This window comes from uncultured Maritalea sp., assembly GCF_937139385.1.
GTDB lineage: Bacteria > Pseudomonadota > Alphaproteobacteria > Rhizobiales > Devosiaceae > Maritalea > Maritalea porphyrae_A.
Genome location: NZ_CAKZPW010000029.1, coordinates 1 through 13,669 on the forward strand (window position 1 = coordinate 1; position 13,669 = coordinate 13,669).

General features: G+C 49.8%; 13 protein-coding genes and 1 pseudogene. 3 read left to right on the top strand and 11 right to left on the bottom strand.

Going from position 1 to position 13,669, the window contains the following annotated elements:
- The 11 genes from deoC to Q0231_RS01300 all read right to left on the bottom strand — a co-directional run.
- Window positions 1-774, bottom strand: a 774-nt coding sequence (gene deoC, locus Q0231_RS01250) for a deoxyribose-phosphate aldolase (RefSeq protein WP_299343996.1), incomplete at its 3' end; no start/stop codon positions are given.
- Window positions 771-1,574 (bottom strand): purine-nucleoside phosphorylase, encoded by an 804-nt coding sequence (locus Q0231_RS01255; protein WP_269392901.1) that lies wholly within the window; start codon window positions 1,572-1,574, stop codon window positions 771-773. The genes deoC and Q0231_RS01255, both read right to left, overlap by 4 nt.
- Window positions 1,571-1,981: a cytidine deaminase gene (gene cdd / locus Q0231_RS01260; protein ID WP_269392902.1), complete on the bottom strand. Its 411-nt coding sequence runs from the start codon at window positions 1,979-1,981 to the stop codon at window positions 1,571-1,573. The genes Q0231_RS01255 and cdd overlap by 4 nt, the downstream gene beginning before the upstream one ends.
- A gap of 1 nt (window position 1,982) precedes the next feature.
- Window positions 1,983-2,951: an ABC transporter permease gene (locus tag Q0231_RS01265; RefSeq protein WP_269392903.1), complete on the bottom strand. Its 969-nt coding sequence runs from the start codon at window positions 2,949-2,951 to the stop codon at window positions 1,983-1,985.
- A 1-nt stretch (window position 2,952) separates the two neighbouring features.
- Complete coding sequence (locus Q0231_RS01270; protein WP_269392904.1) at window positions 2,953-4,071, bottom strand: ABC transporter permease; 1,119 nt, start codon at window positions 4,069-4,071, stop codon at window positions 2,953-2,955.
- 16 nt (window positions 4,072-4,087) lie between these two features.
- Window positions 4,088-5,662 (bottom strand): ABC transporter ATP-binding protein, encoded by a 1,575-nt coding sequence (locus tag Q0231_RS01275; protein ID WP_299344005.1) that lies wholly within the window; start codon window positions 5,660-5,662, stop codon window positions 4,088-4,090.
- Between the two features lie 27 nt (window positions 5,663-5,689).
- Window positions 5,690-6,706, bottom strand: coding sequence for a BMP family ABC transporter substrate-binding protein (locus Q0231_RS01280; RefSeq protein WP_269392906.1), 1,017 nt, complete (start codon window positions 6,704-6,706; stop codon window positions 5,690-5,692).
- A gap of 241 nt (window positions 6,707-6,947) precedes the next feature.
- Window positions 6,948-7,592, bottom strand: coding sequence for an ATP-binding cassette domain-containing protein (locus Q0231_RS01285; protein WP_269392907.1), 645 nt, complete (start codon window positions 7,590-7,592; stop codon window positions 6,948-6,950).
- 2 nt (window positions 7,593-7,594) lie between these two features.
- Window positions 7,595-9,298 carry an ABC transporter permease gene (locus Q0231_RS01290; RefSeq protein ID WP_299344011.1) on the bottom strand — a complete coding sequence of 568 codons (1,704 nt, stop codon included), beginning with the start codon at window positions 9,296-9,298 and terminating at the stop codon, window positions 7,595-7,597.
- Window positions 9,298-10,530, bottom strand: coding sequence for an ABC transporter substrate-binding protein (locus Q0231_RS01295; RefSeq protein WP_299344014.1), 1,233 nt, complete (start codon window positions 10,528-10,530; stop codon window positions 9,298-9,300). The genes Q0231_RS01290 and Q0231_RS01295 overlap by 1 nt, the downstream gene beginning before the upstream one ends.
- 124 nt (window positions 10,531-10,654) lie before the next feature.
- Window positions 10,655-11,122: a CoxG family protein gene (locus tag Q0231_RS01300; protein WP_269392910.1), complete on the bottom strand. Its 468-nt coding sequence runs from the start codon at window positions 11,120-11,122 to the stop codon at window positions 10,655-10,657.
- A 144-nt stretch (window positions 11,123-11,266) separates the two neighbouring features.
- On the opposite strand from Q0231_RS01300, the gene Q0231_RS01305 reads away from it, so the two are divergent.
- The 3 genes and pseudogenes from Q0231_RS01305 to Q0231_RS01315 form a co-directional block, all read left to right on the top strand.
- Entirely contained in the window at window positions 11,267-12,451 is a 1,185-nt protein-coding gene (locus Q0231_RS01305; RefSeq protein ID WP_269392911.1) for a cell surface protein, read from the top strand.
- A 52-nt stretch (window positions 12,452-12,503) separates the two neighbouring features.
- Complete coding sequence (locus Q0231_RS01310) at window positions 12,504-13,442, top strand: DUF6384 family protein (RefSeq protein WP_299344018.1); 939 nt, start codon at window positions 12,504-12,506, stop codon at window positions 13,440-13,442.
- A pseudogene (locus tag Q0231_RS01315) lies at window positions 13,436-13,669 on the top strand (hypothetical protein); the annotation flags it as partial. The gene Q0231_RS01310 and the pseudogene Q0231_RS01315, both read left to right, overlap by 7 nt.

The following is a 13,669-nucleotide window of genomic DNA, read 5'->3' on the forward strand; positions in this document are numbered from 1 at the left end:
GGTTCCTTCGTGGAACCAGCGGATCATGCGGATCATCCACAAAGAGGTTTGCAGGTCAGCATTGACCTTTTCTTTGCCCGTTGATGTTTTGATGAAATCAGCACCCGCCAACATGCAAACCAACGATGCCTTGGCGACATTGGTTTGGGTTGCGAGCTCGCCAGTGCCCAAAATGGTTTTGAGGTGTGCATCACCACAAGCTTCGCGAAATGCTTTCATTTGATCGTAAAGCGCTTGCCAATCGCCATTAAGAACATGATGGCGCTCAATCACCACATCGATCTCTTTTGCGCCAGCGGCAACTGAAGCTTCAATTTCTTTCACGCGGGTTTCAAACGGCGTTAACCCAGCCGGAAAACCAGTGGAAACTGCCGCCACAGGAATGCCCGTACCCCTAAGCGCTGTCACTGCGGTTTCGACAAAATTGTGATAAACGCAAACAGCTCCTGGATTGATCTTCAAGGTGCTCGCGCCCAGCAAATCCAATATGTCGGGCCGTACAGGTTGGCGTGCTTTTGCGCACAGTCTTTCAACACGGCCCGCGCTGTCATCGCCATTCAATGTGGTCAAATCAATGAACGTAATCGCCTTTAAAAGCCAAGCCACTTGCCATTGTTTTTTCACCGATCGTCTTGTGCCGATGGTCCCGGCACGTCGTTCTAGTGCCGAGCGATTCATGCGCACTTGCCGCAACCATCCTAGATCCAAATCGAAACCTGGATTGCGCTGATGGTTATGGTTGTGTGCGTCCAATTCTATTGCCTTTAGGGTCATAATTCCCCAACCAATCTCTCAAGCAACTGCTCGAGTTTTTTGGCACCTTTGAGTGCCATTTCCTTGGTATGTTGGTGCGATATATTCTCGTCCGAAAGGCCTGCGCCCATATTCGTAATCGATGAACAGGCCCAAACCCGCATTCCCAAAAAGCGCGCCAATATCGCTTCGGGTACCGTGGACATGCCCACCGCATTGGCACCGAAACCCTTGATCATTCGAATCTCTGCTGGAGTTTCAAAACTGGGGCCGGAGTACCAAGCATAAATACCTTCTTTAACAGTCAACCACAATTCATCGGCAATGGCCAAGGCTTGTTTGCGCAATTGGGGGTCATAGGCGTCCACCATATTGACAAATCTATTGTCAGTTGGCTCGCCGATAAGTGGATTTTGGCCATTGTAATTGATGTGGTCGGAAATCATCATCAATTCGCCTGGTGGGATGTCTTTTTCCAACGATCCTGCAGAGTTGGTCAGCAATAGTGTTTTCACGCCAATTTCGCGCATGCTTTCCAGCGGCACACGCATAATGTTTGCGCGACCTTCTTCATAGTAGTGCGCGCGGCCAGTAAGAATGGCAATACGCTTGCCGTTTAGCGTTCCTACCAACAAAGATTTGCCGTGCCCTGACACACCACCGGTTGGAAAATCAACAAGGTCTTCATAGGGGATTTCTACGCGATTATCGAGCAAATCGCCGACACCCGACAATCCAGAACCAAGAACCAGAGCAACCTCAACTGGTTCACTACCGGCATGATCTTTGATTATTTCAGCATTCGCTTTGGCGGCACTCATTTAACCGCCTCCAAACTTTCTGGCCCAAAACTATCGGGCAAAATCTCATCCATTGTGTAACTTTTGGCCTCACCATCTTCGCCAGTGCAAATGATGGTTGTCTGAGCGGTTGCAAATTCGCGGATGCGTTGCCGGCAACCACCGCAAGGGGTAACCGGGTCAACGCCTTTGCCAATTACAAAGATACGATGGATTTTCTTCGCCCCTGCACCAATCATCGCAGAAATTGCAGACGCTTCTGCGCATGATCCTTGCGGATAAGCGGCGTTTTCCACATTACAGCCCGCGTAAATATTGCCATCATTTGCCAAGATAGCCGCACCAACAGGAAAGTGCGAGTAAGGCACATGGGCATGCTTGCGCACCTTTTGGGCCGCATCATAAAGGGCTTGCGTTACCGCATCCATTTTATCTCTCCTTGACGTATGGCTGTCCAACAGCTTTTGGCGGCACCGCACGACCGATGAAGCCAGCGAGCAGCACCACAGTCAGCACATAGGGCAGCGCTTGAATGAATTGCACCGGCACTTCGCCGATCAGCGGGAATTCAACGCCCTGCAAGCGAATTTGGGCAGCACTGAGCACACCGAACAACAAACAGGTCCAAAGGGCATTCCAGGGTTTCCATTTGGCAAAGATCAATGCGGCCAGCGCAATAAATCCACGACCTGCCGTCATGTTTTCACTAAAGTTCGCACCTTGTGATGTCGACAGATAGGCCCCGGCAACACCACATAGAACGCCCGTGATGATCAATGCTTGATAGCGAAGGAGGAAAACCGAAATACCTGCTGTATCTAGCGCTTTTGGGTTTTCACCCACAGCGCGAAGCCGCAAACCAAAGCGTGTCTTCATCAACACCCATGCTGTGATTGGCACCGCTGCAAATGCAAAGTAAACGATGATAGAGTGGCCTGAAATCAATTGCTCATAGATTGGGCCAATAACTGGCACTTGACCAATTTCAGCCGCGAAAGGCAAATCGATTGGGCCAATGCGTTCGTCTTTTGAAAGGTTTGGCGTTGTCCCGCCGCGCTTAAAGATAGAGTGCCCAATGAAAACTGTGCCGCCCAAAGCAAGAAAGTTTAGCGCAACCCCAGAAATCACTTGGTTTCCGCGCAGATTAATCGATGCGATCGCATGAATCATCGACATACAAACCGAAACGAATATAGCCGCCAACATGCCATACCAAACATTGCCACTTAGCGCAGCAACCGCAGCCGCGGCAAATGCCGCGCCAAGCATTTTGCCTTCGAGGCCAATGTCCACGATACCCGAGCGTTCAGAATAAAGGCCAGCGAGGCAAGCCAATAGGAGCGGAACGGCGAAGCGAACGCTCGAATTGAGCAACGGAATGATATCTTCGATACCCATTTTAAGCCTCCTCGATTTCAGCTGCTTTGTCGGCTTGAGGCTTTGATCTAAATGCACCAAAGACACGCTCAAGAACCGGCTTGAACATTTCATCCATTGCGCCAGAAAAAAGGATCACAAGCGCTTGGATAACCACCACGAGTTCGCTAGGCACCGCTGGCATAACAAATGCCAACTCTGAACCGCCTTGATAGAGCGCCCCAAATAGGATTGCGGCTAAAACGATGCCAACAGGGTGCGCCCGTCCCATGAACGCAACAGCGATGCCGATAAAACCAAAGCCTTGCACATAACCAACCACAAGCCGTTTCTGAACGCTCACAGCTTCGTTTACCGCCATCATGCCCGCCAGCGCGCCAGAAATTGCCATCGCAATCACAATTATCGAAACTGCTGAGATGCCGGCGTATCGCGCGGCCTCTGGATTTTGACCCAATGTGCGGATTTTAAAACCAAGTTTTGTGCGCCAGAGCAGTATGTAGACGCCGATCAGCGCTACAACGCCAAAGAACAGCATGATATTTACGGGCGAGTGTTTGAAGAACTCAAAGTACTCAGACAACAGCGGAATACGTCCAGTTTCGGCAATTGTGCGCGTTTCAGCGTTCGACCCAGGATTCGTGATTACTTGAGCCAACATATAGCTCATGAGGGCCGAAGCGATAAAGTTGAACATGATCGTCGTAATCACGATATGGCTACCGCGTTTGGCCTGCAGATACCCAGGGATTGCAGCCCATAACGCCCCAAGTGTCATTGCACCAACAGTTGCACCAACAAGCACGAACACCCAATGGGTGTGATCGAGCCAAAGTGCCATCATGATCGCTCCAAGACCCGCCACATAGGCTTGGCCCTCGCCGCCGATGTTGAACAGACCCGAATGGAACGCCACGGCAACCGCCAAGCCTGTAAAAGTGAGGCTGGTGGCATAGTGCAGTGTAAACCCAAGCCCATAGCCGCTACCAAAAGCGCCATAGGCCAACACTTGCATCGCTTGGATTGGGTTCTCGCCAATCATGGCCACTGCAAGGCCGCCAACGATTAGGGCCAACAGCACATTCATGGCTGGCATAAGTACGTTCAATGCCCAACTTGGCAGTGGCTGTCTCGCGCTCATTGCATTTCCCCCGAAATTATTGTTGGGCTGGGTCAAGCCCGGCCATAGCCAAACCGAACTCTTTTTCGCTCGCGGTTGGCGCGAGTTCGGTGACAATTTCACCGTCAAACATCACAAGCACACGGTCCGAAAGTGACCGGACTTCATCCAGCTCGACAGAGACAAGCAACACGGCTTTGCCTTCATCACGCAATTTGATGATTTGCTTATGAATGAACTCAATTGCACCAATATCCACACCACGCGTCGGCTGTCCGACGATCAAGATATCAAGGTCACGGTCCATTTCACGGGCCAACACGATTTTTTGCTGGTTTCCGCCCGAGAAATTCGCTGTCTTCAAACGTGGATTTTGTGGCCGAATATCAAACATTTCAATTCGTTTGATGGCATCTTCGCGCGCCGCTTTGACCGACAAAAAGGGCCCATTTCCAAACTTTTGATCATCATCATATCCGAGCATGGAGTTTTCCCATTCCTCGAACGTGGTCACAAGTCCCATTTTATGCCGATCCTCTGGCACGTGGGCTAGCCCCATACGACGCACTTCATCAGCAACGCCGTCACCATCAAATTTAATCTTCTTGCCATTAATGCGGATTTCACCAAGGAGCGGGTTGAACATACCAGAAATTGCCTCAAGCAATTGCGATTGCCCGTTTCCCGCAACGCCAGCAATGCCAACAATTTCACCAGCGCGCACATCAAACGATACATTTTTGACCCGTGGCACACCGATATCATCGGTCACAGAAAGGCCATCAACCTCGAGCACCTTCTCGCCTGGTTGCGCTGCAGTTTTTTCCACTTTCAGCAATACATGACGCCCAACCATCATCTCAGCTAGTTTGTCTGGTGATGTATCTTTGGTAGCAACAGTACCCACCATCGTGCCCCGTCGCATAACTGAAACTGTGTCGGTGATGGCCATAATTTCACGCAGTTTATGCGTGATTAGAATGATGGTCTTTCCCTCATCACGTAGCTGCTCCAATATGCGGAACAATTGGTCAGCTTCGGTTGGGGTAAGCACACCTGTTGGCTCATCAAGGATAAGAACATCAGCCCCCCGATAGAGCGCTTTTAGAATCTCAACCCTTTGCTCTTGGCCCACAGACAAATCTTCAATAATAGCGTCTGGATCAACATTCAGCCCATAGTCTTTTGCCAGTCGCGCAAGTTCTTCACGCGCCGCAGCCTTGCTGGCAGCCAAGAGCGGATCACCCTCAGCGCCCAAGATTATATTCTCAAGTACAGTAAAATTTTCAACCAACATGAAATGCTGGTGGACCATGCCAATACCCAAGTCTAGGGCATGACTTGAATCCTTAATTTGCACCTTTTTGCCGTGAACAAATATATCGCCGGCATCAGCTTTATAAAATCCATATAGGATCGACATCAGCGTCGACTTACCTGCGCCATTTTCCCCCACGATGCCGTGGATTGAGTTGCGCTTGACGGTCAAGTTGATGTCTTTGTTCGCCTGAACTGGGCCAAAAGACTTGGATACGCCTTTTAGGTCAATTGCTGGCACGATCTCAGCAGCCCGTGAAGGCTGCTGAGTGTTTTGTATTTGGTTTTCAACCATATCGAGTTACCGTTCCCGGTGTTTCGATTAAGATACTGGGCAAGAATTGTCTGAGCGGTAATCGTGAACTACGATTTCGCCAGAATTAATCTTAGCTGTGTAATCTGCCAGTGCGGCTTTCATTTCGTCAGAAAGTAGTGGCTCGTTGTGCTCGTCAACAGCAGCACCTACACCACCTTCAGCAAGACCAAGCACCTGAATGCCAGATGTCCAAGCACCGTTCATCTCGTCGGTGAATGCGGCTTGAACAGCAACGTCAACGCGTTTCACCATTGATGAAAGCATGCTGCCTGGGAACAAGTAGTTCTGGTTGCTATCAACGCCGATACCGTACTTACCCGCATCTGCTGCGGCTTGCAAAGCACCTTCGCCTGCAGCACCTGCTGCAGCATATACTACGTCAGCGCCACGCTCTAGCTGTGAACGGCCAACTTCGCCGGCAGTGTTGATGTCGTTGAAGGCACCAAAATCAGTTCCGATAAAGTTTTGAAGTACAGTGATGTCTGCATTCGCTGCTTTGGCACCTTGAACGTAGCCACAACCAAATGCTTGCAATAGTGGGAAGTCAAATGCTGTCACATAGCCAATTGTGCCAGTTTCAGACTTCATTGCAGCCAAAACACCTACAAGGAATGAACCTTCTTGTTCTTTAAACAGAACAGAACGCACGTTTGGTAGGTCAACAACACTATCGATAATCGCAAAGTGTGTGTCTGGGAATTCTTGGGCAACAACTGTTAGTGGCTCAGACCATGTAAAGCCTGGTACAACAATTGGGCTTGCGCCTTGCTGTGCAAAACGACGAAGAGCTTGCTCACGCTGTGCGTCAGTTTGAATTTCAAGATCTTGATATGAGTTGCCGGTCGCCTCAGCGTAGGCTTTTGCACCATTCCAAGCCATTTCGTTGAATGACTTATCGTTTTTGCCAGCAGCATCGTAAATGAGCGCTGGGTCAGCAAACGCAACACCTGTCATCAAAGCAGTGAAAGTTGCTACGCCAATAATGGCTTTTGCACCACTAGAAATCTTCTTATGGACGGTCATGAATATCTCCCTTGTCACGTCGTCATATGGTTTAACACCGAGAGGTCTAAAAACCTTCGATGCGTCCATTTGATATTTTTAATTCAAGCGCTTTATAGGTTCCTCCGCAAGCAAAAACGCCAGCTTGCACCCCTCAATCGTTAGCGGGTGTGAGAGAATAATTCAAGTATTTTTTGACCGATTGGTCAAACACATCATCTTTAGCGAGCAAAACCATAGTGTTTTACTAAATAGTAAAATTTTAAAGTGTGATTATTTGGCCGCCAGATTTGTCTGCATCAAGTTGGTCATGGGTTACTAAAAGTGTGGGTAGATTTTTGATTTTAGCCTGTGCGAACACAAACTCGCGCACTTTGTCGCGCAATCCAGAATCAAGTGCGGAAAACGGCTCGTCAAGCAGCAGGGCTTTGGGTTCTGACAGCAAAACACGAATTAGGGCAATGCGGGATTGCTGACCCCCTGAAAGTGTGAGCGGATCACGGTGGCCCAGCTCTGCCATGTTCACAGCGCCCAGGGCCGCGCGCACTTTTTCGCAGCGCTCAGTTTTGTCGCCTTTGGCTGGCAATCCGAACAGCAAATTCTCTTCAACACTTAGGTGTGGAAACAACAATGGGTCTTGAAACATCAACCCCACTTTTCGATCCGCAGGGTCAGCATGAGTTATGTCCAAACCGTCTAGCACCACACGCCCCGTATAGCTAAAACTGGGGGGCAAAAAACCAGAAATGAGATTTAGGAGTGAAGACTTTCCCGATCCTGATGCGCCCATCACCGTGACAACCTCACCCGGTTGGATGGTCACGTTCAGATCAAGCAATTTGCTGCCGTCATGAAACAGGCGGACATTCTCTAGGCAGAGGGCATTTTCGGTTTTTGTGTCTGACATAACTACCGAAAGAACTTTCTATTTGGGAACAGGAAACGCGGCAGCAATGTCGCGCCAACGAAACCGATCGCGGGCAAAAGAGTTTGCACCAATGCATATATGCCTATTAACCGTCGATCGCCCCCTGCGGCAAGTGCAACCGCCTCTGTTGTGATGGTGGGCACGCGCCCCGCCCCTATGAGTAGGGTTGGTAGATACTGCGCGATGGATATGGCCACGCCCAATGCGCTTGCCAGCAATATTGGTTTCAACAGCATGGGCAAGCGCACAAACAATAAAGCTTTGTTCTGCGATGCGCCCAGCGAAGTTGCCACCTGTAAATAACGCAAATCAAAACTTCGGAATGACGCAGCCATCGAAAGAAACACATAGGGTAAGACAAATATCGTATGTGCCAATGCCACAGGCCAAAAGCTACCGTCGAGCCCATAGCGCACGAGAAACACGGAAACGCCAAACAGAAATGCAATTTGCGGCACAATTAGCGGCAAATAGAGAATGCGCATGGCATTTGGGGTAAATTGAATATTATGGCGATACTCATTTTCTAGGCAAGCGATGGTGAGCGCTAGCGAAATCAATGTGGACGTCATGGCAATTGATATTGCATTGACTATGGGCACCCAAAGTGCGCTGGCATTATTGGCCCATCTTGAGAGGGTGAAACTGGACGGCAGGGCATTTGGAAAACGCCAAAACCCGGCTATCGACCAAATCGTTAGAACGATCAATGATAAGACGAATATCACCACAACGGCACTCATGGCAGTTGTTGCAGTGACGCGAAACCAGCGATCATTCTTGTGACGTTGGCCATTTATTGCGGCACGGCGCCCGATGTAAGCGATCAATGCTTCGCCAATACGCCAAATCAGCAAAGCAACAAGTGTTGCCCCCAATTGCCACACAGCGCCAGCTGCGGCAACGAACCTCATTTCAAGCGCGGGATCATTCATCCAATGCAACAATTGGACGGGCAGCATAGGAGGGAAATTCGGCCCCAAAATCAGAGCCACATCAACTACAGATGATGAAAAGGCAATGACCGCGTATACTGGCAGTCGCATCTGTTTGTATAAAGCAGGAAAGACAACAGTGAACCAGCTCCACACACGGCCATACCCCAGCGAACGTGCAACCTTAAGTCGTTCATCCACATTGATTTGACTGGACGCGGACAAACCAACCAAGAAAAGGAACGGTATTTCCTTAAGGACCAACCCAATCAGCAGTGCATTGCCCGCTGGGTCGTTGATAATCAGCCAGTCTGGGGGATGGGAAAAACCGGTTGCCCAAGGCGAGAGCAAACGCATAAGCCAGCCCGATGGTGCAATAAGAAATGCAAAACCAAATGCTGCCGCGGCGTGAGGCACAGACATAAGCGGGGAAATAAACCGCGTTATACGACGAAAACTGTTGCGCCCCCACTGCGATGCAAAAGAGCTTACTACAATGACCAACGAGAGGAATGTGGTGGCCACACCAATCCATATCGACAGTCGAACCGATTGCCAAAAACCCGGCTTATGGGTGACGTCTTGAAGATAGCTGAATGTGAATTGATCCCCGCCAAGCGAAGGAAAGAAACCAAAGGCGGGTAGCAACACACCTGCTAGCCCAGCAATCAAAGGCCCCAAGAGGGCCACAATCATGAAAACTGGGGCGAAAACAAGTGGATCGCCCCAGCCTTTGGTTTTTGTTTTCATTAGTTAGAACGCACGTGGCGTTTTGCCCACTCTTCCTCAAGCCTTACCGCCCAGCTTGCGTCTGGCTCCAATAAGGTTGCGCCAAACTCATCTGCGGCCAAAGTTGCAGGCCCACGCGTAAGTGCATCGAACAGCGCTTTGCCTTCTGCTGGAAGTGAATTCACATCCAGCACCGTGGGGTCACCCCAGATATTCTCATCGGCTTTGCGGGCTTGGGCTTGTGCGGACAACATAAAGTTTGCCACAACCATCGCTCCGGCTTTTGCGTTCGCGTTATAGGGAATGGTAACGAAGTGCGAATTGCCCATTGAGCCATAGTCCAACACAAATGAACGCACCGTTTGTGGCAATTCTTGCGCGTTGATCGCTGAAGACGCTTCGCCGGGATTAAATGTCATAGCGATGCCAATTTCCCCATCAGCCAGCAAATTTTTCAACTGTGTTGTATCCGCAGCATAAACTTCGCCCGAACGCCAAAGATTTGGTTTTAGGCGATCAAGATAGGCCCAAAGCGGTGCAGTTACTTCATCAAAATCATCCTCAACCACCGGGGCGCGCAACAGGGATTGATCCGCGATTGTACCGTAGAGCACCTGCTTGAGGAACGTGGTGCCAATGAAATTGGGCGGCGATGCGTAGGTGAAGCGACCTGGGTTTTCTTCAACCCATTTCGCCAAAGCTTCTAGGCTTGTTGGCGGCGTTTCAAGCCATGCGCTGTCGTAATAAAACGTGAGCTGCGCCATACCCCAAGGGCTTTCTTGACCGTCCACTGGCACTGTAAAATCGTAGGTCAGCGTTGGTTTGCCCGCAACGTCAGCATATTTGTAGTTGGGTAATTGCTCAGACCAATTTTGTTCGATCAGCAGGCCTTGGCGTTTCATCGATGCAAAATTCTCGCCATTGATCCAAATAAGATCAACCGATCCGCCCTGATTGCGACCAGCCGCTTTTTCGGTCAAAACACGGTTCACCGAGTTGGCAGTGTCGTCTAGTTTAACATGATTGAGGGTAACGCCATATTCAGCTTTTACGCGTTCACCAACCCAGGCGATGTAGGCATTGATGTTTGGTGCCCCACCCCAAGCGTTGAAATAGACTTCTTGGCCATTTGCCGCTTTGACGACGGAAGGCCAATCAGCTGGGTTGACGTCCTCAGCATATGCCGTTCCGGCCAATATGGCACTAGAGGCTAAACTTATTACGGCAAGATTTTTTGCAAGCGTTTTCAACATATTCCCTCAAAACCTGTTTGTCACTTTGGCCACAAATGCATTTGCAGTCAAACAAGTGCAACACACATTGATGTTATAGCAGTGTGAGGGGAAGAATAGAACGCAGCTTAGCGTCGCATGTTGACTATTCCAGAGAATTAATCGGCGTGGCAGTTGCGCCAAATTGCTCAGCAAAATGCTCGAAGAAACGATCAATCACCTTCTGCGCTGTACCGCTGACCAGTTTGGAGCCGATTTTTTCAATGGAACCTGACACTTCGCCATAGGCGGTAAACTTAAGCGTTGACCCTTCGCCGTGATCATCCAACTCAATGTCAGCGAACCCTTTCGCCAAACCCAAAAGGCCGCCACGCCCCTGCCCAGAAAGCGTATAACTGCGCGCAGGATCCACATTTGATAAGGACAGGTCACCGACGAATTTTGGTTTGGCAACACCCAAATTGACCTTTATCGTGGCTTCAAGACTTTTGTCATCGACCCACTCGATATGGTGGCACCCCGGAATACAGGCCTTAAGGGTTTTCGTGTCATTTAGCGCATTCCAGACCGCTTCGCGCGGCGCTGAAATGATGTAATGTCCAACAAATTTCATGGAAACCCTTTACCTTGAGCGAGAATGACACAATATCACAAACACATGGTAACATGGTTGCAAGCTGTCAATCGTTAGCTGTAAAAAGCTTACAAGGCAAAAATTTAGCGGCGTAAAGGCCACAAACTTCGGGGAAGTATCATCATGTCAACTGAACTTGCTGAAAAGCCATTGCAATATTTGGACAAAGCAATGGGCGCAATTCGCGAAATGGGTCTATGGCCTGAAAATGTTGAAGAAGCACCAATAACCGCGCTGTTGGAACAAATTACAGAGCTAGACGAAACCCGCGTAATTCTAATTGGTCGCACCCTCAACCAGGCCAGCATTTTCAATGAAGTGGTGCGTGAGCAAATTGCTGCCATGAGCATTGGCGAGCGTTACGAAGACATCACCAAAGGATTCGATAGCATTCGTGATGACGCGAAGGGCATGGTTGACCAGCTTGCAGATGGTAAATTGGATATGCTTGAACGCGCATCCAATGTTTGGATGAAAGTGACGCGCGGCGACATCCCCGCCCGGTTTGATAAAATCCGCACGATTTATCTGGATGTGACAAAAGACACAAAAGACCAAATTGACCGCGAACATACGATTTTGGAAGCCTATCGCGATTTCCGCGGCGCGTTGAAACAGTCTGAAGTTATGGCTTTGGAAGTGTTTGAAAAAGCTGAAGTACACTTGCAAGAACGCAAAGACGCACTGTCGGCAGCGACCACAGAGCTTGAGAACTTTGCTGATGGCACGCCAGCGGATCGGGCACGATTAGAAATGGCCCGCGACGAACGTTTGCGGGAAATGCAAAATGAAGAGCGTCGCTACCAGATCGCAAAAGATCTTTCAGACAATCTGACTATTTCTTACAACACCTCAGAAGTTGTGATGGCCCGTTTGGCACAAACTACAAACGCCAAAGAGCGTGTGTATCAGCAATCAATTTCATTCTTCTCGACAAACGAGACGGTTTTGACCGCATTGAGCGCGTCCTTCACTGGCCTATTTGGTTTGCACGAGAGCACTGAAACGCTGAACGCAATGAAAGAAGGCATGTCAAAAAGCCTTGAAACATTGGCGGACATTGGGGACACAGTACAAGAAGAAGCGCTTAAAGCGGGTTACGGCCCAACCATTCGCGCCGACGCCGTTATGAAATTGGTCGATAGTGTTGTGAACTTCCAAGAGAAGTCACGTTCCATCATCAACGAAATGCGCGAGCAGTCTACCCGAAATTCAGCTGAAATTCGCGATGCTGTTGAAGATGGAAAGCAGCGGTTGTCAAAACTGGCGGCTGAAGGCAACACCATTTTGCTTGAGCAAAAAGGCTAGCGCCAATACGGTCCGGTACGCATGATCGCAAAATCATATTGAGTTGAGCTGAATGACGACAACGAGAACGAAAAAGGCGGCCCCACTTGATGAAGTGATGCTGGCAATGGATGTGGTGGACACACTGCGCCATAGCGAAAACTTAGTGGCCCGTGAATTGGGCGAAGAAGATCGTGCCAGTGCGCTGATGGAGCGCTTACGTGAGGTCTATCGTCAGCAAGGCATTGATGTGCCGGACCGCATATTACGCGAAGGGGTTTCCGCGCTAAATGAAGCGCGGTTTGCCTATTCACCACCAACTGGTGGTTTGGGTTATTTTTTGGCCCGCCTTTATGTGTCGCGTCGACATTGGGGCAAGCAAGCCCTATTTGTTGCATTGGCCGCCCTCATTGGAATTGTAGGCTATAATTTCGCCTACAAACCATATGTTGCTGGTCAGGCCCAAGCATCGATTGAACGGGTGCAAGTTGAATTGCCCGCTCGGATGGACGAATTGCTCGCTCAAATAACTTCAGTTGCAAAGGTTGAAAGCGCAGTGGTTTCTGCAACTGAAACTGTTGAGCGTGGCAAGGCAGCGGCGGCGGCTTCCGATCTGCAACGCGCCGAAAAGGCGGTTGCAGATTTGTCAACGACGCTCACCCAACTTCAGGGTGAATATCGATTGCAGATCGTCAATCGGGAAGGCTCAGATACCGGTGTTTGGACCTACCCCGATGTCAATGAAAATACCCGAAACTATTACATCATTGTTGAGGCGATCGGCACTGATGGAGAGACACAGGTCCAATCTATAATCAACGAAGAAACTGGACAGGCCGAGCAGGTCAGCCAATGGGGCGTGCGCGTTTCTGAGGTGGTGTTTAATGGCGTTCGAGATGACAAATTGGACGACGGCATTGTCCAAAACAACATTATGGGCCTTAAGCAATATGGCTATATGGACGTTGACTATGTGCTTCCAGTTTTGGGCGGTGAAATAACACAATGGTAAGACGCAACAAAAAAATCTCTGGCCCCGAAGCCTTGCGCTCACTAGACCGCGCACTGGACGACATTCGGCGCGAAGAAAAACAAATGACGCGGCTTTCCGCCGATGCCGCATCTCGGATCGGGCGTTTGCGTGAAATTGAGGCTGAGCAGTTTTTGGCACTCGCCGAACTGCGGTTGGACCCTGCCCGCAAAACTGAAATCACGGGCGAGATTTCTCGCGCGGAAAAG

Coding starts and splice junctions, on each gene's coding strand:
- Q0231_RS01285 (WP_269392907.1), bottom strand. CDS start 7,592: ATGTCAGACACAAAAACCGAAAATGCCCTCTGCCTAGAGAATGTCCGC.
- Q0231_RS01265 (WP_269392903.1), bottom strand. CDS start 2,951: ATGGGTATCGAAGATATCATTCCGTTGCTCAATTCGAGCGTTCGCTTC.
- Q0231_RS01275 (WP_299344005.1), bottom strand. CDS start 5,662: ATGGTTGAAAACCAAATACAAAACACTCAGCAGCCTTCACGGGCTGCT.
- Q0231_RS01270 (WP_269392904.1), bottom strand. CDS start 4,071: ATGAGCGCGAGACAGCCACTGCCAAGTTGGGCATTGAACGTACTTATG.
- cdd (WP_269392902.1), bottom strand. CDS start 1,981: ATGGATGCGGTAACGCAAGCCCTTTATGATGCGGCCCAAAAGGTGCGC.
- Q0231_RS01310 (WP_299344018.1), top strand. CDS start 12,504: ATGACGACAACGAGAACGAAAAAGGCGGCCCCACTTGATGAAGTGATG.
- Q0231_RS01300 (WP_269392910.1), bottom strand. CDS start 11,122: ATGAAATTTGTTGGACATTACATCATTTCAGCGCCGCGCGAAGCGGTC.
- Q0231_RS01290 (WP_299344011.1), bottom strand. CDS start 9,298: ATGAAAACAAAAACCAAAGGCTGGGGCGATCCACTTGTTTTCGCCCCA.
- Q0231_RS01295 (WP_299344014.1), bottom strand. CDS start 10,530: ATGTTGAAAACGCTTGCAAAAAATCTTGCCGTAATAAGTTTAGCCTCT.
- Q0231_RS01280 (WP_269392906.1), bottom strand. CDS start 6,706: ATGACCGTCCATAAGAAGATTTCTAGTGGTGCAAAAGCCATTATTGGC.
- Q0231_RS01255 (WP_269392901.1), bottom strand. CDS start 1,574: ATGAGTGCCGCCAAAGCGAATGCTGAAATAATCAAAGATCATGCCGGT.
- Q0231_RS01305 (WP_269392911.1), top strand. CDS start 11,267: ATGTCAACTGAACTTGCTGAAAAGCCATTGCAATATTTGGACAAAGCA.